The 22,933-nt window shown below is 39.6% G+C and carries 25 protein-coding genes and 1 pseudogene; 8 read left to right on the top strand and 18 right to left on the bottom strand.

Features of this window, described 5'->3' with window-relative positions; translation table 11 throughout:
* Positions 1–23: 23 nt before the first annotated feature.
* The gene (locus ADA55_RS31230; protein ID WP_311765538.1) at positions 24–443 is read left to right on the top strand and encodes a CotD family spore coat protein; all 420 of its coding nucleotides are present in this window, start codon (positions 24–26) and stop codon (positions 441–443) included.
* Positions 444–509: 66 nt separating this feature from the next.
* On the opposite strand, the gene ADA55_RS16680 is transcribed toward ADA55_RS31230, so the two are convergent.
* Positions 510–761 (bottom strand): GNAT family N-acetyltransferase, encoded by a 252-nt coding sequence (locus ADA55_RS16680; RefSeq protein WP_226990488.1) that lies wholly within the window; start codon positions 759–761, stop codon positions 510–512.
* A gap of 440 nt (positions 762–1,201) precedes the next feature.
* Positions 1,202–2,332, bottom strand: coding sequence for a DNA polymerase III subunit beta (dnaN, locus tag ADA55_RS16675; RefSeq protein WP_048685947.1), 1,131 nt, complete (start codon positions 2,330–2,332; stop codon positions 1,202–1,204).
* A gap of 267 nt (positions 2,333–2,599) precedes the next feature.
* Between dnaN and ADA55_RS16670 the strand changes: the two genes are divergently transcribed.
* Together ADA55_RS16670 and ADA55_RS16665 are read left to right on the top strand one after the other, a co-directional pair.
* Complete coding sequence (locus tag ADA55_RS16670) at positions 2,600–2,929, top strand: DMT family transporter (RefSeq protein WP_048685945.1); 330 nt, start codon at positions 2,600–2,602, stop codon at positions 2,927–2,929.
* A 25-nt stretch (positions 2,930–2,954) separates the two neighbouring features.
* Positions 2,955–3,302, top strand: a complete 348-nt coding sequence (locus tag ADA55_RS16665) for a DMT family transporter (RefSeq protein WP_048685943.1) — start codon at positions 2,955–2,957, stop codon at positions 3,300–3,302.
* A 47-nt stretch (positions 3,303–3,349) separates the two neighbouring features.
* Here the strand turns inward: ADA55_RS16665 and treR are convergent, their stop codons facing one another.
* The 3 genes from treR to treP form a co-directional block, all read right to left on the bottom strand.
* Entirely contained in the window at positions 3,350–4,063 is a 714-nt protein-coding gene (gene treR / locus ADA55_RS16660) for a trehalose operon repressor (RefSeq protein ID WP_048685941.1), read from the bottom strand.
* Positions 4,064–4,094: 31 nt separating this feature from the next.
* Positions 4,095–5,765 carry an alpha,alpha-phosphotrehalase gene (gene treC / locus ADA55_RS16655; RefSeq protein ID WP_048685939.1) on the bottom strand — a complete coding sequence of 557 codons (1,671 nt, stop codon included), beginning with the start codon at positions 5,763–5,765 and terminating at the stop codon, positions 4,095–4,097.
* A gap of 81 nt (positions 5,766–5,846) precedes the next feature.
* The gene (gene treP / locus ADA55_RS16650) at positions 5,847–7,298 is read right to left on the bottom strand and encodes a PTS system trehalose-specific EIIBC component (RefSeq protein ID WP_048685938.1); all 1,452 of its coding nucleotides are present in this window, start codon (positions 7,296–7,298) and stop codon (positions 5,847–5,849) included.
* Between the two features lie 315 nt (positions 7,299–7,613).
* Here treP and ADA55_RS16645 point away from each other — a divergent pair, with 315 nt between their 5' ends.
* Together ADA55_RS16645 and ADA55_RS16640 are read left to right on the top strand one after the other, a co-directional pair.
* The gene (locus ADA55_RS16645) at positions 7,614–8,198 is read left to right on the top strand and encodes a CGNR zinc finger domain-containing protein (protein ID WP_048685936.1); all 585 of its coding nucleotides are present in this window, start codon (positions 7,614–7,616) and stop codon (positions 8,196–8,198) included.
* A 378-nt stretch (positions 8,199–8,576) separates the two neighbouring features.
* Entirely contained in the window at positions 8,577–9,131 is a 555-nt protein-coding gene (locus tag ADA55_RS16640) for an HPP family protein (protein WP_048685934.1), read from the top strand.
* A 123-nt stretch (positions 9,132–9,254) separates the two neighbouring features.
* Here the strand turns inward: ADA55_RS16640 and ADA55_RS16635 are convergent, their stop codons facing one another.
* Entirely contained in the window at positions 9,255–10,364 is a 1,110-nt protein-coding gene (locus tag ADA55_RS16635) for a DNA alkylation repair protein (RefSeq protein WP_048685931.1), read from the bottom strand.
* A 99-nt stretch (positions 10,365–10,463) separates the two neighbouring features.
* Here ADA55_RS16635 and ADA55_RS31400 point away from each other — a divergent pair.
* Positions 10,464–10,543, top strand: a pseudogene (locus ADA55_RS31400) (IS6 family transposase); the annotation flags it as partial.
* 340 nt (positions 10,544–10,883) lie between these two features.
* Here the strand turns inward: ADA55_RS31400 and ADA55_RS16630 are convergent.
* From ADA55_RS16630 to ADA55_RS16580, 11 genes are all read right to left on the bottom strand, one after another.
* The gene (locus tag ADA55_RS16630) at positions 10,884–11,675 is read right to left on the bottom strand and encodes an XdhC family protein (RefSeq protein ID WP_048685929.1); all 792 of its coding nucleotides are present in this window, start codon (positions 11,673–11,675) and stop codon (positions 10,884–10,886) included.
* A 26-nt stretch (positions 11,676–11,701) separates the two neighbouring features.
* Positions 11,702–12,568: an FAD binding domain-containing protein gene (locus ADA55_RS16625; RefSeq protein ID WP_048685927.1), complete on the bottom strand. Its 867-nt coding sequence runs from the start codon at positions 12,566–12,568 to the stop codon at positions 11,702–11,704.
* Entirely contained in the window at positions 12,565–13,029 is a 465-nt protein-coding gene (locus tag ADA55_RS16620) for a (2Fe-2S)-binding protein (protein WP_048685925.1), read from the bottom strand. Before ADA55_RS16620 ends, ADA55_RS16625 begins: the two co-directional genes overlap by 4 nt.
* Complete coding sequence (locus ADA55_RS16615; RefSeq protein WP_048685923.1) at positions 13,026–15,185, bottom strand: xanthine dehydrogenase family protein molybdopterin-binding subunit; 2,160 nt, start codon at positions 15,183–15,185, stop codon at positions 13,026–13,028. The genes ADA55_RS16620 and ADA55_RS16615 overlap by 4 nt, the downstream gene beginning before the upstream one ends.
* Positions 15,186–15,320: 135 nt before the next feature.
* Positions 15,321–15,920, bottom strand: a complete 600-nt coding sequence (locus ADA55_RS16610) for a nucleotidyltransferase family protein (protein WP_048685921.1) — start codon at positions 15,918–15,920, stop codon at positions 15,321–15,323.
* A gap of 409 nt (positions 15,921–16,329) precedes the next feature.
* Entirely contained in the window at positions 16,330–17,232 is a 903-nt protein-coding gene (locus ADA55_RS16605; protein ID WP_048685919.1) for an aldo/keto reductase, read from the bottom strand.
* Positions 17,233–17,504: 272 nt separating this feature from the next.
* A complete protein-coding gene (locus ADA55_RS16600) occupies positions 17,505–17,831 on the bottom strand; it encodes a PTS lactose/cellobiose transporter subunit IIA (protein ID WP_048685917.1) in 327 nt (108 codons plus the stop codon).
* A gap of 24 nt (positions 17,832–17,855) precedes the next feature.
* On the bottom strand, positions 17,856–18,161 hold the full coding sequence (locus ADA55_RS16595; RefSeq protein ID WP_048685915.1) for a PTS sugar transporter subunit IIB: 306 nt from the start codon (positions 18,159–18,161) through the stop codon (positions 17,856–17,858).
* Between the two features lie 30 nt (positions 18,162–18,191).
* A complete protein-coding gene (locus tag ADA55_RS16590) occupies positions 18,192–19,274 on the bottom strand; it encodes a DUF871 domain-containing protein (RefSeq protein ID WP_048685913.1) in 1,083 nt (360 codons plus the stop codon).
* Entirely contained in the window at positions 19,271–19,567 is a 297-nt protein-coding gene (locus tag ADA55_RS16585; RefSeq protein WP_048685911.1) for a hypothetical protein, read from the bottom strand. Before ADA55_RS16585 ends, ADA55_RS16590 begins: the two co-directional genes overlap by 4 nt.
* Positions 19,560–20,888, bottom strand: coding sequence for a PTS sugar transporter subunit IIC (locus tag ADA55_RS16580; RefSeq protein ID WP_048685908.1), 1,329 nt, complete (start codon positions 20,886–20,888; stop codon positions 19,560–19,562). The genes ADA55_RS16585 and ADA55_RS16580 overlap by 8 nt, the downstream gene beginning before the upstream one ends.
* A 373-nt stretch (positions 20,889–21,261) precedes the next feature.
* Between ADA55_RS16580 and ADA55_RS28605 the strand changes: the two genes are divergently transcribed.
* The gene (locus ADA55_RS28605; protein WP_202186587.1) at positions 21,262–21,534 is read left to right on the top strand and encodes a ribbon-helix-helix domain-containing protein; all 273 of its coding nucleotides are present in this window, start codon (positions 21,262–21,264) and stop codon (positions 21,532–21,534) included.
* A gap of 220 nt (positions 21,535–21,754) precedes the next feature.
* On the opposite strand, the gene ADA55_RS16575 is transcribed toward ADA55_RS28605, so the two are convergent.
* On the bottom strand, positions 21,755–22,174 hold the full coding sequence (locus ADA55_RS16575; protein WP_048685907.1) for a VOC family protein: 420 nt from the start codon (positions 22,172–22,174) through the stop codon (positions 21,755–21,757).
* 235 nt (positions 22,175–22,409) lie between these two features.
* On the opposite strand from ADA55_RS16575, the gene ADA55_RS16570 reads away from it, so the two are divergent.
* Positions 22,410–22,757, top strand: a complete 348-nt coding sequence (locus ADA55_RS16570) for a potassium channel family protein (protein WP_048685906.1) — start codon at positions 22,410–22,412, stop codon at positions 22,755–22,757.
* Positions 22,758–22,933 lie beyond the last annotated feature (176 nt).

Genomic DNA, 22,933 nt, shown 5'->3' with positions numbered 1-22,933 from the left:
ATGTTTATTCATTTTTTTTGAAAATGATTGAAGGATTTGATATGCCCGTAATTTTTGATAAAGGCATTTATACCAGTCCCTTTATCATTTATTTTCATAAACTAATAATGACTTTCAAAAAAATCCCAGGAGGTGTTTACATGTATAATAAGCCCTGGGGGCATCCGAAAGGCGGTCAATGTCCACTACAATATTGCCCACCTCACAGAATGCCCAATCAATATAATCCATCTCAAACCTCCCCGACCAAGCAATATGTTAAAACCAATGTCATTAACACTGTTATTCCGGTTTTTCACCCGACACATACAACAACCGTGAATAAACACTTCAACACCTATATACCGCATACCCGAAGTATCGTAAAAGAGTGTTATTCACAAAGTTTTGTTTGTGGAGTACCTCAACCCCCCAGTTATTCGAGGAGAATGTTAAGATATTAATTAAAAAAACCCCGAATCGGGGTTTTTATTAATTCCTTCAACCTCTTGAATTGAGTTACAAAGGATTTACAACTGTCTGAATGCAAACTCCCTATACTTTTTAAAATTTTGTTTCTTATAAAACTCTTTTGCTGCCATGTTTTCAAACCAATAATCCAGTTCAATTAAATCTATATCATTCTTTTTAGCAATATCATAGACCTCATTCATTAGTTTTTTACCGTAACCTTTATGGGTTTGACCTTCAACGATACTAAGCTGATGCACATATACTGATTTATACTCATTTTTAAAAGCACTTTCAGGATAGTTTTTAATTTCAATCCATGCGAAAACAATTGGCGGTCAAGGTTTCCTTCTTGGAGTGTTCCTAACTGGACATAGGAGAAATACATCCTACTAACAAACCAATAGTGAGTATTTTGCTATTGTTGGATCACATGCATATTATATATTCTATCGAGGTATATCTTAAAATAAACTATGTCTTTACAAAGGTTCTTCAAACTGCCGACAGGTTTTTCCATTCAATTGATGGACGGATGTATTTGGCTAGATGAAAGGTTCTACCTTTACCTTCGAAATCAAGTTGCCGGCCTTACACCAAGAATGAAGACCCTTTTTCCTATCACTATGAATATAATGGGTCCAGATTTTACAGGATCTCTTTTTCTTGGTGATTGACCGTTACCATATCTTCGACCTGAAGTAATAGGCTGTTGCCGTTCCCCCGTTATTCGTTTCTTAGGCTTTGTTCCTCAGTATGTTCTCACTGGTGATATAAGATGACGATAGGAGGAATTATCGCTTGGCTCGATTAAGACAGGTCTCATTGGACCGCCAAAACTTAGCTTTACCTCGTTTTCTTTTATCGCTTTTAAGGCATCCAATAAAAAGCTTCCATCCAGTGATACACTTAACCCCGCCTCACCTCTGATTGACATGATGCTTTGCGTTTCTTCTATTTTCCCTAATTCCGATGAATTAGAAGATATCCTTAACTTACTTTTATCTAGGATTTCTATAAGTACATTGTTATTTCTCCATTCACTTGCAAAAAGGCAGGCCCTATCAATACCCTTTAATAGTGTTTTGGTATCCACGGTGATGATCGTTTTCAAATCTTTTGGCAGCAATTCTGATACATTCGGATAATTACCTTCAATCAGCCTTGAAAAAAGTGAGATATGATTTGTTTGAAAGACGATATAGCTTTCTGTGATGAAAATATGTAGGATATCCGCTTCATTATTAAATAACTTGGTTAACTCATTAAGGCTTTTACTTGGAATGATGAAAGACCCCGTCACCTTCGATTCCAACGGAAGTTCTCTTAACGCTAAACGATGGGAATTCGTTGCAACACAAGTAAGCTTGTTTTCCTTGATAGACAAATTGACTCCTGTAAGTAGAGGTCTGGTCTCGTTTTTAGACACGGCAAACGCAGTCTGTTTTATGATTTCCAATAATTCAACACTTGGGATATTAAAATAACCAGCTCCATCTATTTGAGGAATATTTGGGTATTCCCCGGAATGTAGTCCATTTAGGTTCATGACTATTTCATTTGATTTAATAGTAACTGATTGATTTCCGTTCAGCTTTACATGGATGACATCAGGTAATTTTTTGACGATTTCACTTAAATATTTGGCTGATAAAACAACCGTACCCTTTTCAAAAACCTCCAATCCTGATACACCATCAATCGTTAAAGGAATGGTTTTTTCAATGACAATATCGGAATTACTACCAAGAAGGGTTAAGCAATCGTCATTAGCCACTATCTTTATTCCTGATAAAATGGGTATTGCCGTTTTTATGGAAACGGCATGGCTGACATCTGAAATCGCCTTATTGAAACATTCTTTGTTTATAATAAATTCCATGAAATACGTCACTCCTATATAATCGTTAAAGGAGTCTTTCGACAAAATCCCTGTTCAACCCTCTTTTTATGTTGCTATCAGGTTGGAGGAAGCGGCTTATTTTATCACTTTCAGTCTAATATTGAGCGTAACTGGATGTTTTCTGCCATTACAGAAAATATGTAACTGAATAAAGGTGGTATGGGTTTTAATATGAGACCTTTAGATGTTAAGATTCTTGGGGGAAGAGATTGAAAAATAGTAATCAATATTTAGGAGGAGTTCATCTTGAATCCTTATGCATTTTTGGCAATTGCCATCCTAAGTGAAGTGTTTGGCAGTTCGATGTTAAAAGTATCAAACGGGTTTAAAAGGTTATTCCCTTCCATTGGTGTGGTTATTGGGATGGGTTTGGCTTTTTATTGCCTATCGTTATCTCTAATAACCATCCCTCTTGGAACGGCTTATGCCATTTGGTCGGGAATAGGCACAGCTTTAACTGCTTTAGTGGGGGTTATCGTTTATAAAGAAAGCTTTAACCTAACAAAATTTTTAGGTTTAGTGCTGATCATTGGCGGAGTGATTGTATTGAAACTCTCTAGTGAAGGCACTTCTTAATAAATTAGTAATCGGAGGTAACAATATGAAAGGATACATAGCTTTAGGAATTTCAATCATAAGCGAAGTATTTGGTACGACCATGCTTAAGCTGTCTGAAGGCTTCACACATTTATTCGCTACATTTGGGGTTATGATAGGATTTGGTATAGCATTTTATAGTTTATCTGTATGTCTTAAAACAATTCCGTTAAGCTTAGCATACGCCATTTGGTCAGGAATAGGCACAGCTTTAACAGCATTGATTGGTGTGCTTTTATGGAATGAGCCATTTAGTATCACTACATTAGGCGGCTTAGTATTAATAATTGGCGGAGTGGTTTTACTAAATGCTTCCCATACCTCCAAACAAGCGGAAGGAGAATCAAACTAAGTTTGACTCTCCTCCTCTCCCCGCTCATTCAAAAATATTAGTAGACTTCACCACGTTCTCCGTGCAAAGTCCGTGAACTTGAATTTATCGGGTCTATGCCTGGATTCGCTATACTGAAACAAGCTTCCATCGATTAAATGGACTGTACTTTTCACAACTGCCACCATATCGAAGTCTTCAATGTCCAATAATTGTTTATCTTCTTCACTGCATGGCTCCACGGTAATTTCCTTATTTGAAAAACCAATCTGGAGCCCAAGTTCCTTTTCGATATATCCATAAATCGAATCCTCACAAATTTCCTTTGTCAGGCTGTTTACGAACTCGCTTTTGAAATAGTCTTTGTCCAGTATGATTTTCTTCCCATTGATTTGCCGTATCCGGAAAACCTTCCATACTTTACCCCCATCAGTTAAGTCTAGAAGCTTGGCCATATTTGAGTCGGGGGTCTCAAGCTCCAACTTATGAATGATCGTTTTGGAATGCAAATTCAACTTTTCCACCATTTCTTTATAGGAAATCAACCCTGCTACAGGAAAATTAAATTTGCTGAAGTCCAAGACAAATGAACCCTTGCCTTTGATTTTATGGATATATCCATTTTGTTCAAGCAACTGTAAGGACTTTCTCACAGTATCCCTGGATATGTCATACTCTTCCATGAAGCTGCTTTCGGAAGGAAGCTTTGAATTTGTCGGAAAGGTTCCTTCTTCAATTTTTGAAACGATATCACCATATAGCGATAGATATTTGCTGTTCATTTCATCACCACAATATATTTTTCTTAGTCTGCTACTCGTCCTTTTTCAACAAATAGACAACCGATTCATAGGGACGGAGGATAAAATCACCTGCAAGTTCTTTCGAATCGATATAGTTTGAGAGCAGGAGCTCTGAGTTGTACCCGGATAGGTCAATATTCTTTGGAATTTCGAAGGACGCTTCTTTTGCATAAAAGTTATTGATGACCAAAAGTTTCTCGTTTTCATAACTGCGTATATAAGCGAACAAAGCGTCATGGTCGCCAAGAATTTCCTGATAGTCCCCATATGCAATGATATCATGTTTCTTGCGTAAGAATATAAGTTTTTGGTAATGATGAAAAATGGAATCCTGATCCATCAGTGCGTGTTCAGCGTTGATGTTCTTAGCATGATCAGGCACCGCAATCCATGGCGTCCCTTTTGTAAAGCCTGCATGCTCCGTATTTTCCCACTGCATGGGAGTTCGCGAGTTATCACGGGATTTAGCTTGAAGGATTTCAATAATTTCCTTTTCATCCTTGCCTGCCTCTTTTAAAATATTATAATAATTAATCGATTCCACATCCCGGTATTGTCCAATATCATTGAACTTCGGGTTGGTCATCCCTATTTCCTCCCCTTGATAAATATAAGGGGTTCCCCTAAGCATATGAATGACTGTTGCCAGCATCTTGGCAGATTCGTTATGATACTCTTGATCATTCCCGAACCTGGATACAATCCTCGGCTGGTCATGATTGCACCAGAACAGGGCATTCCACCCATTTCCTTCTTGCATCCCATGTTGCCAGCTGCTTAAGATTTCCTTTAACTGCCTGAAGTCAAAATCTGCAAGTGACCACTTTTCCCCGTCCTTATAATCCACCTTTAAATGATGGAAACTGAATACCATGGACAGCTCCTTTTCAACAGGAGATGAATATTTGATGCAATGGTCAATGGTCGTCGATGACATTTCCCCTACTGTCAGCACCTCATCATCCTTCCCGAAAGTTTCTTCATTCATCTCTTTGAGGAATTGGTGAATCTTGGGACCGTCTGTATAAAAACATCGTCCATCTCCATCTTTGTCATTTTCATAGATGTCAGGTTTCGAAATAAGATTGATGACATCCAAACGGAATCCTTTGACACCTTTATCCATCCAGAAGTTTACTACATTGAAAATCGCCTGCCTTACTCTGGGATTTTCCCAGTTTAGATCAGCTTGTGTCCGATCGAACAAGTGAAGGAAGTATTCATCATGTTCCGCTACATATTCCCATGCAGGGCCCCCGAATTTCGAAATCCAATTGGTAGGGGGCTCTCCATCTTTCGATTTCTTGAAAATATAATAGTCCTTATATTCTTTATCTCCAGCCAATGCTTTTTGGAACCATTCATGCTCTGTTGATGTATGGTTGAATACCATATCAAGCATGATTTGGATATCCCGCGAATTCGCTTCTTTCACCAGTCTTTCGAAATCATCCATCGTCCCAAAAACAGGATCAATGGATGTATAATCGGCTACATCATATCCATTATCATTTTGCGGTGAACGATAAAAAGGGGTGAGCCAAATATAATCCACTCCCAGTTTATTCAGATAATCAAGTTTTTCAATAACACCATTTATGTCCCCGATGCCGTCACCGTTCGAATCCTTAAATGATTTAGGATAAATTTGATAGATGGTACTTTTTTTAAAATCCTTCATTGTAATTCCTCCTCTTCGATCCCCGATGTTTCTTTCGTAAGTATCGTAAAAAAGAGGGAGAATGCTTCTCCCTCCACGTTATCAAGCATTTAATTTCGTTGTTTTCGTTCTAGTTTTCAAGTTCATTTTAGGACGTTTGGAGAATGCTATAGTCAAAATGAACGGCACAACGAAAGCAACCAACATCGCGAGTGCAAACATCCCCATATGCTGCGGCTGGATGGATAGGATACCTGGGATCCCTCCAACACCGATTGAGTTTGCCATTACTCCAGACCCGACTGAAACGATGCCTGCAAAAAGTGAACCGATCATACCGGCTAAGAAAGGAAAGCCGTATTTCAAGTTAATGCCGAACATGGCTGGCTCGGTAACACCGAGATAACAAGAAATCGTGGCAGGTATGGAAACTTGCCTTTCCTCCTGGTCCTTTCTGTTAATGTAAATCATCGCAAGCACTGCTGTACCTTGTGCAATATTGGATAACGCGATCATCGGCCATAGGTTCGTACCGCCAAGTTCACTCATAAGCTGAAGATCGATTGCGTTTGTCATGTGATGTAGGCCTGTAATGACAAGCGGTGCATAGGCAAAGCCGAAAACGGCAGCAAATAGCCAGCCAACTGATGAAGTCAATCCGGAATATACAATCGTAGAAATGACAGAACCGATTTTCCAGCCTATAGGCCCCAGTATGGTATGGGCAATGATTACAGTTGGAAGTAAAGCGAAAAATGGAACGACGATCATGGAAATGGAATTATGCACTTTATCTCTCAAGAACCGTTCTAAATACGCCAAGACAAACCCTGCAAGTATCGCTGGGATGACTTGGGCCTGGTAGCCGATCATATCGACCTGGGCAAAGCCGAAATCCCAAAAAGGAATATCACTTGCCTTTGTATTTGCCACTGCATATGCATTAAGAAGCTGTGGGGAAACCAAGGTCAAACCAAGGACGATGCCGAGAATCTGAGTCGTGCCCATTTTCTTCGAGATCGACCATGTAATCCCAACAGGAAGAAAATGAAAAATTGCTTCACCTATCAGCCAAAGGAAAGCGTGGACCCCTCCCCAAAATTGTGAAATATCCACAAGGGTCTTTGTGCTGTCATCGAACATTTTAATATCGCCAATGATATTGCGGAATCCAAGAATGAGTCCGCCAACGACTATGGCAGGAATCAGCGGGGTGAAAATATCCGCAAGATGTGCAATCATACGCTGCAGCCAGCTCATATTCTGTTTTGCTGCATTTTTCACATCTTCTTTTGACGCTTCCTGAAGTCCAGCTATGGAAACGAATTCATTATAAAACGATGATACTTCGTTCCCGATTATGACCTGGAACTGACCAGCTTGTGTAAATGTTCCTTTCACAAGCTTAATCGATTCGATATTCGTTACATCCGCCTTGGCGGGATCTTTCAACGCAAAACGCATCCTTGTTGCACAATGCGTAACCGTCGCAATATTTTCTTTCCCTCCGACATGTTGGAGCAAATCCGTTGCTGGTTCTGTGTATTTACCCATTCCAATACTTCCTTTCCCTAGAAAGCAAAATATAATTGTTTTTATAACCTGTACGTATAGGTTCTGTATACGCTTTCATATTATCCTGTACGTACAGGTTATGTCAAGAACTTTTTCCCTGACTTTAAAAGAATTGATTATCATGGACTTTCATTTACGATTCTGTTCTTGCTCATTTGGATTTTGATAGCATTCATATTATCCCGTAATTTAAGACGAGTAGCTGAAAAATTCAGAAATAAGGTATAATGAAGATATAACCTCTCAATTAATATTTTAATGGTTAGAATTTAGCAGGGAATGGGAGATGAACTTATGTCTGAAACTAATAAATTTCCACTTATATCAGGTAATCTTTCTCTGGATTTAGTGAATACGGAACTGGTCAGTCGTGGCCAGCGGCAAGACTTATTACTATCAGAACGTGATGTGCTGGACTGGCTTACTGTAATAAAAGGGAATAACTCATATTTGGATAATCAATTATCATCAAAAATTAAAGAGAGAATTCAACGAGTATTTGCAGGCATTCTAGAAATGCGTACTATTTTAAGAAAACAATTTGAATTAATAGCAGATGGGAATCCGATTCCTGATGAGTTTATCGCCTATTTAGAAAAAAAAATCGAAAAATCGCCTTTCACATATAAATTAAGTGATCAAAAACTGGTTCCCATACCTGTTGGAGAAGCGGAAGATATCCTGCAATCTTATATTGCCTTTGACTCATTAACTTTAATTGAAAAAAATAAGCTGTCATCATTAAAGCGATGCTCGAATGACGATTGCGTCCTGTTATTTATCGATGAAAGCGGAAGACGCAAATGGTGTTCAATGAAAATATGCGGGAATAGGAAAAAGGTAGCCCGATTTCAACACCGGAAATCTGATGATGAATGAAGATCTACCTTATTAAATAAGTTTGTCAGAATGTAAACAAATTTGAAGTAAGCTGGTTGCCTGCCAGTTTATTCATTATAAAATGGTTCCAGTTGATTTAAGAAATCCGCTCCCTTTCCGCCGACTTCTGCCTAGCCTCCTCAAAGCGAGCGACTGTGGAGTCTTGGCTAGCCAGTCATTCGGCAGGAGTTTCGTAAATTTCTTCACATCCATTTAGGATTTCATAAAAAAGTAAAATGATTCGAGATCTGAACCTCCTCTTGTCGACACACTGAGTTGGCTTTTTTTATGGATTTTTAAACTAACCACTAAAAATAACTTTGACAGGTTAGTTTTATTTCATGTAAAGTCTAATTATATAAAAAAGGAGGGTTCACTTTGGACCGTATTTCAGCCGCGAGGCATAAAGAAAAACGCTATTTTCATATTCATTATTTATCGAAGATGAAGGGAAAAGGAAGAAGCCCTTTACAAATAAATGTAAAGGACGCAATAACGGGGTTGATTGGGGGATTTTTAACTATATTCGCCTTAATTCTCTTAACAAAAATAACATCAGCAGTGTGGTTAATGGCTCCATTTGGTGCCAGCTGTGTGCTGGCGTTCGGTCTGTGGAACGCACCATTATCACAACCGCGGAATATTATAGGCGGTCATTTTGTTTCAACATTCGTAGGTTTAGCTTCCTATCATTTTTTTGGCGATGAACCTTGGGCAATCGGCTTGGCTGTCGGATTAGCAATTGCGGTGATGATGCTGACAAAAACGACGCACCCGCCAGCTGGAGCAGACCCGCTTGTAGTCATGCTTGGCCAGTATGGCTGGAGTTATTTATTTACTCCTGTTTTAACTGGTGCTGTGATAATCGTTTTACTGGCATTGTTAATTAATAATTTGCGCAGCAATCGGAGCTATCCAACCTTTTGGATTTGATTGCTTTTTAATGTGTTATTTGCAATGTTTCACTATCATGAAATAATAAACTGGAACGCTCAGGCTCCTCGTTTTTGTCAGCCATAATTGCTGGTATTCCTGTTAACTTTTCAATAACCTTTATCATCCATCATTTAGTTTGACTTGCGTTTCTGCAACTTCCACTCCGTTCACAAGGAGTGATATTCGATGGATCCCCATATAATGTCGACGTGTCGTCAGGTCTTTCCAATTGTGAATCCTCACTCTTTCAACTCCTTCACCATCTGAGAAATCCCTATCTGCCAATAGGAAAATTTTACGGGAAGTTTTCTGATTTGCTTTCACAAAATCGATGGCATACTCGATGCGAAGTTTCACAGAGTTCTTTTCTTGAACTTGAAAACCGAAATGAAGTTCACTCGTTTCCCCAATACAAATCGAGTCTGGTTCATTTCTAATAAATGCGTTTGTAATGATATTCGGATTATTCAATATATCCGTGTATCCAAATAAAGAAAGGACTTCTGGATCTGCTTGGCGAACTAAGGTCCTGCATCCCCGTCGAATAATCCAAATCGTGTTGGGTTCTCCGCTTTCATGCCAGCGCTTGGCTGTTTCTATTACAGTTTTCGGATGGTCTTTGGCAATATCATTCAAGTTATTGGCCACACTTTTGCGAACATATAGGGATGGATCGTTTTTCAGGTTCTCAAGTAATTCCAAGACGGGTGCCGGATCGGATTTGAACATCGGTAAAGCTTGCCCCCAAGGTAACCTGGGCCTGCATCCCTCACTAGCCAGCCTGCGGACATGCTCATCATCATGATTGGTCCATTCCTTCATCTTCTCGATCATTAAAACGGGATCAAGCAAGATAAAAGCACGGATTGCAAACTCGGAGGATGACCTTGCTGTAAAACGCTCCAACGCGTCTAGCGATAACGGCCAATCTTTCTTAATCAATCCATGTACCTCTACAAAATCCGGGAAAAATAAATATCTAAAACCTTCACAATCCTTATCAAGCCGATACAAAATATCCAAAGAATCTTGATAATCACTTGGAAGATGCTTTCCAAGAGTAATGGAAATGTGCCTTATCCGTTCTTTTAACTTCCTCTCGTCCCAATGCTCATCTATTACTTCCCCTATAAACGATTCAGTAGAGAAGGACGGATGGACACCCTTTACTTTTTCACCGAATTCACGAATGAACGTTTCATTATATAAATCCTTTAAAGGCTCAGCCATTTTTTTCACTTCTTTTCTTCAAGTTAAATTTGCTTTTGGATACTTGCACTACCTATCAGCAATCATTTCAAACTATGTTATGCACGATACAATCATTAAAAAGGACAGCTTACTTTACAGAACAAGTCTGTCCAAAATCAAGTGAAGTTCATTCATCACTATTTGGAATGGCTGCATAATAGCTGATTCTATAGGAATCTATATACTCTTTCCAATGGATGTAATCTTTGCAGCAGAACCCGTTTCCCATAAGTCCATCTTATATCCCCATACAAAATCCCTCCAAGAGTTTTCCTTTGTGTATAGTATGATAGTAGTAGCATATAAAGTAAAATATTCCTACCATATTAATGAATTAATCAAAACGACAAAAAGCCCACTCTGAAGAGCAAGGGCCTGCTTCTAGCTTTTATCAAAGAAAAAGGGACAGTCCCACTGAGTTAATACTTTAACAAAGTGGGGACTGACCTAATTGTCTATTAGACATTTTGATTTAGCTTTATCTGACCTTTCTACTTATCAATTTAATTGTTTCACTTTTACAGGCTTTTTTTCCTTGCTTAATTTGATGATTTGACCAATAATACTGATGGCAATTTCTTCTGATGTTTCCGAGTCAATTTCCAATCCGATTGGAGAATGGACCTGCTCCAACTGTTCTTGCGTGACCCCTTCACTTTTTAACTTTTCAAATATGCTTATGACCTTGCGTTTACTGGCTACCATCCCAACATACGCAATCGGAAATTGCAGTGCCGTCTTTAATACGATATCATCACAATCTTTTGTAACAATTACCACATATGATTTTTCATTTAGGTTGGCTGCGAGCAAAGCCTTTCCAATATCCTCGTTCACAAAAAGGTTTGTCGCATTAGGAAAGCGTTCCTTTGTACAATAACCAACGCGATCATCGACAATGCAATAAGGATATTCGAGGAAATCAGCGAGCTTTGCCAACGCATGGCCTAAATGACCGGCCCCAGCCAGAATGAGTTCAGGCCTGCTTGTATAGACTTCAATAAAGACCCTTAACGTGCCGCCACAATTCATCTGAATTCCGTCTTTTGCATGTTTATTCAATTTATATTCAACGATTTTCGATTGGCCATCTTGGATCGCCTTTACACTATCTTCGATCACATAGTGTTCAGCCAAGCCCCCTCCGACAGTCCCTTCAATGGTACCATCCCGGTAGACAATCATTTTTCCAACATGCCTGGGAGTCGAGCCCTTTGATTCAATAATCATGGCTAAAGCAAAGGTTTCGTTTTGACGCGTCAGCATGGCCACTTTTTCCATCAGCTGCATGAAAAGCTCCCCCCTATCTTTAAACATTAATTCGGTTGATATTGCTTCATGCTAAGAAAATAACGTAAAAGATGTAACGCAACGGTTTTTCTGTAAGCCGCAGTGGAGCGTTGATCGTCGATTGGTCTAATGATCTTATCGAAGGCTGCCACAATTTCAGCGATGTCTTCATCGGCTAATGGTATCGTTTTTCCAACCAGCTTCTTCTCAATATCAATGGAACGAACCATCGTAGGTCCGACCGCCCCGAAGGCAAACCGAATGTCATCGATTCGATCTTTGCTTATCCGGGCGAAACCCGCAAACGATACTTTGGCAATGGCATCTGCGTTGCGGTTGCCGACTTTCTCGAAAACGACATGGGAATCTCCTAATACGAACGGAAGGATAATCTCCGTTACCATTTCATTGTGAAAGCGTTGAACCTGTCGTGGCCCTTGAATGAAATCGCTAATCGCAACCATGCGATCACCATTTACGGAGCGCAACAGAAGCTTTGCATTGTATACATATAATAAAGGAAGCATGTCACCGGCTGGAGAGGCGTTGCATATATTACCGCCTAATGTTCCCCGGTTTCTAATTGCCGGGGCAGCAATTGTTTTAATTGCATTCTTTAAAGCAAAAGGAATCAACGGATTTTCAAGTAATTCACTATAGGTACAGCAGGCCCCGATGTGGATATCCTTTTGATGTTGATACACCTTCTTTAATTCGGAAAGATGATTAATAAAAACAATCGGTTTAGGGATTTTTGGAGGTACTCCCCTTCTACTTTTGTGAAGGACCATAACATCGGTGCCTCCGGCTATGATTGCACAATCTTCTCTATTCAATTGGCTCAAAGTTTCGTCTAAACGCTCGAAGCGATACGCTGTTATTTTCTCTATCATAAGCCATCACCTTTTTTAGCTGCTAGGTTAATCGCCTCAACAATCATATTGTAGCCCGTACATCGGCACAGATTTCCGGAGATGCCCTCACGAATTTCAGCCTCTGAAGGATGAGGATTTTCAGTTAACAAAGCTGCACTTGCCATAATCATTCCCGGTATGCAATAGCCGCATTGCACTCCCCCGGCTATGGAATAGCTTTCATCTAAAATTTTAAATTGTTCCGTTTCAATGATGCCTTCGATCGTTTGAATATCGGCACCAGCAATCGAGCCAATTGGAATAAGGCAGCTGTTTTGCAGGAGGTTATTCACAAAAACACTGCAGGCTCCGCACTCCCCTTCGCCACAGCCTTCCTTTGTTCCGATTAACTCAAACTCATCTCTTAATAAATCTAGTAATCTTGCTGTAGCAGGGGCGTCAGTTTCTACCGTTCTTCCATTTAGTGTGAATTTAATCAACCCTCTTCACCTTCTTTCATCCAAAGACTTTCAATAATGACTTCCGGTGTAATCGGAATTTGCTGAAAAGAAGTGTGCAGGGCATCCTCAATCGCAGCTTGGACTGCTGGAGCGCCTCCGATTAAAGTCAATTCACCTGCGCCCTTCGCCCCGTATGGACCATCAGCATAGGGGTTATCAAAGACCTTGCTTTCAATTGAAACAATATCCAAGGAAGTCGGCGGTCCATAATCCGATATGCTTTTTTGTTGGATTCTACCTTGTTTTGACGTCATCTTTTCTAGATAACCGTATGCTAGCCCTTGAGCCAAACCACCGTCAATTTGGCCTTTCATAATCCGTTCATCGATGACCTTCCCAACTTCATAATTGCCGTATACTTTTTCTAACTTTAAATTACCTGTTAACGTATCAACTTCTACTTCAACGATATTAACGCCCCATGAATAGGCCGGGTACGCATCTCCAGTGAAGGTTTTCTCGTCCCAAGGAATCATTTCACGGTGAACATAGTGCTCAACCACTTCCTGTTCCACCCCTGTTTGCCACTGATTCTTAAGTTTTTTTGCGGCCCGTTCAAGCAATTTTCCGACAATCATCGTCGTCCTGGAAGCTACGGTCGGACCCGAGTCGGGAACCTCTTTTGTGTCGGGATAAGGGTACAAAATATCTTCGAACGGGAGGTTAAGTTCTTTGGCGACAATTTTACACAACGTCGTCAAAATACCTTGTCCCATATCAGAGTTTGAGATTTTTAGTGATACCTGATCGTCCTTTGATTTAACCAGTTTCACCGTTGCTTTAATATGATCTCTTTCGCCACTGCCAGTAAATCCACAGCCGTGGAGGAACAGCGAAGTTCCTATGCCTTTTTTATAGCGCTGATTTTGTTGATTTAAGCGCTGAAAGTCTTCTTTTTTCTTGTTGTATTCTGACACGTTGAGTACGTCCTCAATCATATCTTCCACTAATATCGGGTCGCGGAATTTACCATTGGTGATGGTGGGGTCTCCTTGTTTGACGAGGTATTTTCGTTTATATTCAAGCGGGTCGATTTTTGCCAGTTTACTAAGATGTCCAATATGACTTTCGATTCCGGCAAAGCTTTGAGGAGCACCAAAGCCTCTAAAGGCGCCGTTCGGAACGGTATTGGTTTTTAAGACATAGCCTTTTGCATGAAAATGCGGAATTTTATAAACACCAGCACTGTTTAATAATGCGCGCTGCAGCACGACAGAGCTCAACCCAACATTTGCCCCTCCATCGAGAAAGATGTCAACACACATGCTCAAAATATTTCCTTCCTTATCAAGGGCCGTCCGATATTTGAGTTTGGCCGGATGCCTTTTCGTCGTTACCAGCATATCCTCAGAACGGTCGAACACGAGCATTACCGATTTTTTTACTGCTCTTGCGGCAACGGCTACGTGACAAGCCATCATAGAAGGATAATCTTCTTTGCCGCCAAAACCTCCGCCGGTAGGACTTTGAACGACCCTGACTTCATCGTCACCACAGGCTAATGCGCTTAGCAATGCATTTTTTATATAATAAAGACATTGCATCGATCCCTGGACGACAATTTCATCATCCTTATAAACGGCGAGCATTCCTTGCGGCTCAAGATAGACATGCTCCTGATAACCCGTATCATATTCTTCTTCGAGGATTTGATGGGCTCCCTGCTCGATAGCTGAAATGTTTTCTAAGCTTTCCCCAAATTCATAGCTTGCCAAAACTGAGGATACTGATTTTTGCTTGATCGCTTCGTCCAATGTATAGATAGCCTGATGTTCTTCAAATTCAACCTTCACTTCATTTAACAAACTGTACAGGATATCCAGGTCTTTACCCGTGAGCATGAGAATTGGCTCACCAATATAATTGACCCACTCATTGGCAAAAATGGGCTGATCTTCTTTGATAATTTTGACATAATTCGGTCCGGGGATATGCTCTGCTCCAACAGCTTCATACCCTTCCGGAAGATTAGGTAATTGAATGGATATTATTTTCCCATAAGCAATTGGCGATCGATACAAAACACCATAAACCATATTTTCCACTTTTACGTCACTAATATAGGGCAGCTGGCCCGATACTTTACCTTTATGGTCCTTTTTGGGCACTGAGGTGCTTATGTCTTTGAGATTCATTGCAACAACACCCTTCGACTCATTTTTTTAATTGGACATATTCTGAATAGAAACCTCTTCCAATGATTTTATCAATGAGAATGATCTTTTATGATTCATTTCTATTCAAGATTTTCGTAGTTTTTATTTTTATTTTTACTTCGAGAAATTTAAAGCATTATCATAATCAATGGCTTTTTGGTAATCCTCCGGTGTATCAACATCCATTAATACTCCCGCATCATCTACATTCATGTATTGCTTTTCGTAACCGCCCAGGACCACACGCAAATTACCTTCTGGATTGGTTTCAAGAATTTTCTGTTTCACTACGCTTGATAATTTAATGGGATGGCCGCCTTTATAGTCAAAGCTGGGAATAACCACGTTTCCTTTGTGTTTTGCTAGTAGCTGAACAGTCTCTTTTTTTACAAGCGGACAATCGCCGGGTGTTATAAAGAAGGTTGGGGCATTCACTTCGTTGCAGCCCTTTTGAATGGAATGAAACATTCCCTGGTTAAAGTTTTCATTATAAACAAACTTGATCTGAAATGAATAGGCGTTTTCACTGATGATTTTGACAATTTCCTCTTGGATGATTTCCGCTTGAAATCCAGCTACGACGATGACCCTGCTGCATAAACCTTCAAATTTAGAGATCGTTTGCTCCAACACGCTCATTTGCCCCATCGGCAAAGTCATTTTAAATGCATTCGCTCGGCTGGAATATCCAGCAGCTAGGACGATTGCTTCCATATTTGTCACCTTCTACCTATCATTTTTCTTAAATCTCGTAATAAAATCACAAGCTGAGGAAGGATTTGCTGTATGGACTATTAAGAGAACATAGTGTTTTTTCTTTATATGCGTAAAAGCCTCATAATATTACTTATTAACCAACTTGATACTATTTTTAAATTATCAAAAGATATAAAGAGATAATACATAGTCCTTATTTTAAGAGAATGAGTGTAAAGTATTGACCAAGGTTTAATCGAAGAAGCTAAAATTATTGAATTATCAAATAACGGTGTTTTTTTTAGAATATAAAGAAGCCTTTGCTCTAATGAGCAAAGACTTCAGTTTGTAGACATACTGGAATGGGGACCTCTTTAAGGAGGTCCCCAATAATGAAACAAGGTTTCTTGTTCAAAGGTACAATTCATTACGGAATATCATGTCCCATCGAGCTAGTTAATATGTTAAACCATTGCTCTTTTTCCATGGTTAGGTTTAGTGAATCAATGGCGCTGTCCAACCGTTCTTTCTTACCGGATCCAACGATCGGAATGATTTTTGCGGGATGCCTTAACAGCCAGGCATACATCACTTCATCGATTCCATTGGCACCAATTTCTTCTTTTACGGTTTCTAATGTTTCTCTTAAGCGGACAGCCTTTTCGTTCGATTCCTCAAAGATGCTGCCTCCTGCAAGCGGTGACCATGCCATAGGCGCAACGCCCTTTTCCTGACATAAGTTCAAGGTTCCGTCTTCGAAGTTTTCAAGATTGTATGCCGAAAGCTCCAGCTGATTCGTCACAAGCGGATAGTCTAGATATGATTGGAGCATATCCCATTGCGGTTTTTTAAAGTTCGATACTCCAAAGTTCCGGACCTTTCCTGATTCCTTTAATTGATTAAACGCCCCAGCCGTTTCCGCTGGGTCCATCAGGGGATCCGGACGATGGATAAGTAATAAATCAATATAATCCGTTTTAAGATTCATAAGGGATTGTTCAACAGACTTTATGATATGGGTTTTACTAGTATCGTAATGGTGACTTTTATGGGAAGGACGGTTTTCTGATTGAAGAACGATGCCACATTTCGTAACAATCTCCATTTTATCGCGTAATGAAGGCTTTAATGAAAGTGCGTTCCCAAAAATCTCCTCACACGTATAGCTTCCATATATATCGGCGTGATCATATGTAGTGACGCCCCGATCCATTCCGTGTTCAATAAGAGATAGGATATCCTGGGCAGAAAATCTCCAATCTGCCAATCTCCACATACCGTGTACAATGCGTGAAAGACTAAGATCTTCAGTTAGATTGACTCTTTGCATGTTTTGCTCCCCTTTTATAAAATGATTGCGCTTGCTAATTAGTTGTTTGTTTTTCTATCATGACTACCCTTCGTTAATCAGTGACAGTATCTATTGCTACTGTCATGAACCTAGTATAATTTAAATTTTCGGAGAATCCTAATCTTGAGTGACCCTTATCTGCGATATTCATTTAACTTAGGTTCATGAAGGAGGATATCTCCGCCTTCTCGTTGAAGTTCACTCGTTATGAACATAAGAAAAAGGCTGCCGCAGCAACCTCCTGAATATTGTTAGTTCTTTTGTGTTTTCTTGTGTAATTCCACGATTTCTATCGCTAAATCTTTTGTTGTCATGGAAGTCATCAAGTGATCTTGAGCATGGATCAAGAGCATTGGAATATCGAATTTCTCACCATTCACTTCTTGTTGAATCAATGCGGTTTGGATTTTATGTGCAGCAACAAACTCATGTTCCGCTTCCTTTAATTTATCCTGGGCATCGCTTGATTTACCTTGTTTTTGCAAGTCGATGGCCTCCATTGCACAACTGCGGGCATTCCCGCTATGGAGAATTAATTGAAATGATAATTCTGATAGATCCTCTTTTGTTTTCGTCATTTTACCACTCCTTTTGATAGTATGTTATTTTGAAATTAATTGGAGGGCCGTACGCAATACTTCCTTGCCATTACATGTTCCATAATGCATTGGATTTATCGTATCTACAGGTATTCCTTTTTCATCCCCTATTTTCTTTATATCATTAAGTTGATACCGAACTTGAGGGCCTAAAAGAATAACATCCACCTCATTTATATGGTTTCTTACTTCCATAGTGGCAACAGCCTGGATTTTCACGCTCAAGCCTTCTTCCACCGCCGCTTTCTCCATCTTATTAACCAAAAGACTAGTGGACATACCTGCAGAACAGCATAATAAAATATTCATCATTATTCCTCCTTAAAAATTAGGGTCAGGTTATTTAATCAATCTAAATGTGCCCCATGGTTTAATATAATCCAGTAAAAAAAGTTCCTCTTTTACAACATGGGCGACTGCATTTTTACGTTCATCCAATGGCATATCCCTTAAGATGACTTGAAGTTCGCCTTTGTATTTTCCAAAAGAATCATTGCCGATGAAAACGGCCCCTTTGCGTTGTGGGATACTTTCCCGGACTGCAAAATCTTCATTCGCATATTTTTTTCGGACCTCCACTGAACGGACCATATACTCGCTGATATCACCACGGCGAAGGTGTAATTCATCCAGCACAACCTTTTGCTCAATTGGTGACGCATCCGAATGGAGTTCCACTTTCAACTCGATCATGTCACGCTGTAGGGCCCCCAGCATTCTTAGTTCCTCTTCACTCGCGTAAGCATTCCCAATGATGACATCATCAATTAAACCCGTTGCCCATAGATGCTTGGCTTGTACATCAATTGAAAGTTCACGGTGCTGCTCTAATGTGCATAATCCATCATTTATACTCCAAGGACCTATATCACCGGTTTGTGAAGTAACGAATGCAGCTGTACGAATGCCATGTTCTTTAAACCGTTTACTGCATGAGATGAAGAAGTCGTAAGGAAGACCTGTGAATTTTTGGGGATAGAAATTATGACAGCCAATGATTTGATTTTTATTGCCCTGATGCGTCAGAATGTTCGATAAATAATCGACATCATTACTCATATTCAATTCGATTTTCAATCCAAAAGGATTATATGTCATTTTAGCTTCTTTCAAGCCATCGAACCCAAGATCAAGACGAACGCCATCAGCTCCCATTTCTGCGAAAAAACTTAAATCATCATAGCTAATATCAAACTTATCGAAAACAGCAGGAGCAACATCAAGTATGACTTCCATATGTAGCTCTTTCGCATAAGAAATAATATTTTTATATTCTTCCATGACAATTTCATATGGTTTTGAAACCGATAATAAACACGTGAATATTCGTTCAAAACCATAACTATGGGCAAGTTTAATATATTGCTTGTCTTTATCCGGTGTAGAGTGTTCCGGATAAATTGAAATACCTAATCTTCTCATAAGCTATCATTCACTCCTTTTCTACTTTCTTTCCATTGAGCCCGCTTAGTTTGTAATCCCATTAAATAGTCATGGTAGCGGGAGGATACCATTACAGAACAAATAATCGTTGGTACAATGACAATCAAATAATAAGTCGATCCCATTGCGGTAAACAGAAAGATAGAAAAGCTAATGATTAAAATGGACAGGCCAACCGATTTCCAGGGTGTTAATTTTTCACCAAGCCGAGTACGAGAAAAAATGATTTGCGCCCCTACAAATGATAGAATTGCGGATATTATTTCAAGCATATTTAATGCCCGCTTTCTTTTCTTCCGGTCCAGCTTCTATTTTATTTTCATCACGTAGATGCTGCTTCTCGAACATCTTGAAAAATGGAAAATAGATCATTAATGAGATGACAAAATTCAATAAAACGAGAACCCCTGCCATGATTGTCCAATTTGTACTGATGACAGCGGCAATTGGACTAAAGACCGTAAACGGCAGCTTAGCCATTATCATCGGTATTAACCCTAATTGAAAATATGTATAAGAAACGATCACATTTACCAAAGGGGCAACGATGAATGGAACCATTAAAATGGGGTTCATGACAATCGGCGCTCCAAAAATGATAGGTTCGTTAATATTAAAAATCCCTGGAACAAAGGACAGTTTACCCAGCTCTTTCAAATACTTCGATTTTGAAAATAGGAATAGTACAACAAGTGATAATGTCGATCCCGCCCCGCCAATCCAGACGAACCATTGAATGAATTGTTCGGTAAATAGATTGGGCAAATTCGCCGCATTACCCGTTCTTGCAAATGCATCCATATTCTCGAGAATCGCCGAATCCCACATCGGCCGTATAATCGGACCCAATATTGCCGGTCCATGAATACCAAGCGACCAAAAGAAAACGATGAGAAAGACTGTAAGCAAACCTCCTATTAAACTATTACCAACCAATAAATTTTTGAGAGGTGACACCAGAGTAGTGATGATCGAGTTAATGTCAAAGCCCAAACCATAACGAATGCCCCAGAAAAGAAGGACCACGATCAATGTTGGAATCAGGGCTGCAAAGGAATTCGAAACCATTGGCGGAACGCTTTCCGGTAATTTGATTTTTATATCGCGTTTAATCAAAAAATGAAATATCTCAACGGAAATCAGTGATGTTACTATTGCACCGAATAAAGAGGCTGCGCTTAAAGAGCTGATAGGTAACCAGCGACCGGCTTCTATTACTCCTGGAACGGATTCCATGACTTGGGTAGGCACAACACATGTAATCAGAAAAGCTAAGACTGATAGAAGGCCTGCACTGAGCTGATCTAATTTATAATGTCCTGCAAGCGCTGACCCCACCCCAAAAGCTGCATATAAAGCCATTGCTCCGACCGTAAACCGAAACGGAACATCCAAAGCGGCACGATAAGGTGCAATCCATTCGTCATACCCATTGATTGGAAAATTCAACAAAATAACAAAGAATGATCCAATGATCGTCAGTGGAAGTGTCGCCAGAACACCGTGCCTGATTGCCAGCAGATGTCTTTGTGAACCAATTTTGTTTGCGACTGGAAGCACTTTCATTTCGAGTATCCCCATAAAATTATTCAATAACTTTTCCCCCTTTTATTAAAAGTCTGAAAAAACACAAAATTACAATAAATAAACATTATAACGTTATATTGATTATGTCAATATTTTTATTGAAAATATAGTTTGTGTTATAGACTTTGAAATCCAAGAATACATAGTGCAGTAATAAATCCTCTGTTGATAAAAGAGGCGCAAACCTTCTTGTGACTCCCCAAGTGCACAAAAAAAGAAAACTGGAAAATTGATCACTGCCAATTTCCTGCTTTCTTTTTTGAAATCACTTTTCACTTCCAGAATTGAGTGCGAAGATGAACCACAGCCTACATACATTTCCCTACACTATATTTGTTAACCCTCAATTAAAGGTATATGATAGATTAAAAGACTGAAGGTGGAACGGCCTATCAATTCTGAAACGAGAAAACCAATAAACATTACCCTCAATCCGTACTTGAATAATAGACTCTCTAATTTGGCTGAAGAAAGAGGTATCCCCATCGAAAGACTGATGGATAAAGCGGTAGACTTGCTGCTTGAATACATGGAAAATAATGATACCGTTAATCAGGTGAAATACAGTAATAACGAAGCGATTGAAAAGAATAATGAATTGATAGCAAAAAGCAGAGAGTTCATAAATAAAAAACAAGCACAGAACCCCTAGGTAAAGTACTTGTTTCATACTGTAGGCAAACTTGATGAAAATCGATTTTGCCTACATTTTTTTATGTTTTTTATAATTTGAACGTTGATTTTCACTCCAGGCACTCGCTTTCCGCGGGCGGACAGCCCTCGGCGCCTTTAAACCTGCGCGCTCTCCCCTAGACTCTGATCTTCATGGAATGAATAAAACTAGAGTATCGAAATGAACCCTAAACATGATTCTATTCACCATCCCACTGCGGATTCCAAACGACTTCCCAAAGGTGTCCATCAGGGTCTTGAAAGTGTGCAGAGTATCCTCCCCAGAAAGTGTCATGTGCCGGGTCGGTTATGATAGCGCCAGCTTTTTTGGCTTTTTCCAGCACCATATTCACTTCCTCTTCACTGCCTACATTGTGACCAAGGGTAAATTCAGTAGGACTTGTCGGAGAAAAAGGAACCTTGGCCTCATGAGCTATATCCCTTCGACTCCATATGGCAAGCTTCAGGCCTTCTTGCAGGTCGAAAAAGGCAACGGCTCCATGCTCAAATTCTTTGCCCACTATTCCTTCTGTTTGAAACCCCAGGCCCTCCCGATAGAATTGCAGCGATTTTTCCAAATCATCCACACCTAATGTAATGACAGTAATACGCGGTTTCATGATTGTCCCCCCTCTTACTTACTTACTTACTTACTTACTTACTTACTTACTTACTTTCTCCTTCTATTGTTTACCAACGCTTTTAGTTCAAACCAGATCAAAATAAACAGGTTTTTTTGTCAATCTAAACTGAATCCCTGTATAGTAGAATGATTAACTGATCAAGCTCGAATATCAGGATTTACTCATTCACTTTACTTAAAATGTAATAATCCGAAAGGAAAAGCGATTACCAATGATTTCATTTATCCTCACCTTGAAACGTTTTCTAAAAGCACTCTGGTCCGCTTTTAAATTGAAGAACTTCCAGGTTCTTTTCGTCTTGGTCCTCGTTATGTTATTTTCCGGCACGATTTTCTATGTTAAGCAGGAAGGTCTAACTGTGATTGATTCCCTTTACTTCTGTGTTGTTACTCTTAGCACGGTTGGGCATCCCAGCTTTGAACCGCAGACAACATTAGGAAAAGTGTTTACAATGATTTATATTGTAGGCGGCACCGGATTATTTATGGGCTTAATAGGATACCTAGCATACGCAATCATAAAGAAACCGGAAAACGAGAGCAATAGCAGCAAAACCTGAATCTATAGGAATGCTTATTATAATTGGCATTCCTGTTTGATTGGTGTAAATAACCGCTTCTAATCGAAACCCAATCTAAATGAGTCCCTTCTACATAAACTTGGTTAATTTTAACATTATCCATCTTTTTTTTCATTAATCAACTTATTGGTATTTTAAAGTGTAAAATATCTCTC

Origin of the sequence: Bacillus sp. 220_BSPC, assembly GCF_001054655.1 — a bacterium.
Taxonomy (GTDB): Bacteria; Bacillota; Bacilli; order Bacillales; family DSM-1321; genus Peribacillus; species Peribacillus frigoritolerans.
Note: the sequence above shows the minus strand (reverse complement) of the source record. Positions and strands in the feature narration are given on the sequence as shown.

Coding starts and splice junctions, on each gene's coding strand:
- ADA55_RS16605 (WP_048685919.1), bottom strand. CDS start 17,232: ATGCAAAGAGTCAATCTAACTGAAGATCTTAGTCTTTCACGCATTGTA.
- treR (WP_048685941.1), bottom strand. CDS start 4,063: ATGAACAGCAAATATCTATCGCTATATGGTGATATCGTTTCAAAAATT.
- ADA55_RS16625 (WP_048685927.1), bottom strand. CDS start 12,568: ATGATAGAGAAAATAACAGCGTATCGCTTCGAGCGTTTAGACGAAACT.
- ADA55_RS16590 (WP_048685913.1), bottom strand. CDS start 19,274: ATGAGAAGATTAGGTATTTCAATTTATCCGGAACACTCTACACCGGAT.
- ADA55_RS16575 (WP_048685907.1), bottom strand. CDS start 22,174: ATGAAACCGCGTATTACTGTCATTACATTAGGTGTGGATGATTTGGAA.
- ADA55_RS16570 (WP_048685906.1), top strand. CDS start 22,410: ATGATTTCATTTATCCTCACCTTGAAACGTTTTCTAAAAGCACTCTGG.
- dnaN (WP_048685947.1), bottom strand. CDS start 2,332: ATGGAATTTATTATAAACAAAGAATGTTTCAATAAGGCGATTTCAGAT.
- ADA55_RS16615 (WP_048685923.1), bottom strand. CDS start 15,185: ATGAATCTCAAAGACATAAGCACCTCAGTGCCCAAAAAGGACCATAAA.
- ADA55_RS16610 (WP_048685921.1), bottom strand. CDS start 15,920: ATGGAAGCAATCGTCCTAGCTGCTGGATATTCCAGCCGAGCGAATGCA.
- ADA55_RS16595 (WP_048685915.1), bottom strand. CDS start 18,161: ATGAATATTTTATTATGCTGTTCTGCAGGTATGTCCACTAGTCTTTTG.
- treC (WP_048685939.1), bottom strand. CDS start 5,765: ATGAAGGATTTTAAAAAAAGTACCATCTATCAAATTTATCCTAAATCA.
- ADA55_RS16600 (WP_048685917.1), bottom strand. CDS start 17,831: ATGACGAAAACAAAAGAGGATCTATCAGAATTATCATTTCAATTAATT.
- ADA55_RS16635 (WP_048685931.1), bottom strand. CDS start 10,364: ATGGCTGAGCCTTTAAAGGATTTATATAATGAAACGTTCATTCGTGAA.
- ADA55_RS31230 (WP_311765538.1), top strand. CDS start 24: ATGATTGAAGGATTTGATATGCCCGTAATTTTTGATAAAGGCATTTAT.
- ADA55_RS16630 (WP_048685929.1), bottom strand. CDS start 11,675: ATGCAGCTGATGGAAAAAGTGGCCATGCTGACGCGTCAAAACGAAACC.
- ADA55_RS16585 (WP_048685911.1), bottom strand. CDS start 19,567: ATGCTTGAAATAATATCCGCAATTCTATCATTTGTAGGGGCGCAAATC.
- ADA55_RS16645 (WP_048685936.1), top strand. CDS start 7,614: ATGTCTGAAACTAATAAATTTCCACTTATATCAGGTAATCTTTCTCTG.
- treP (WP_048685938.1), bottom strand. CDS start 7,298: ATGGGTAAATACACAGAACCAGCAACGGATTTGCTCCAACATGTCGGA.
- ADA55_RS16665 (WP_048685943.1), top strand. CDS start 2,955: ATGAAAGGATACATAGCTTTAGGAATTTCAATCATAAGCGAAGTATTT.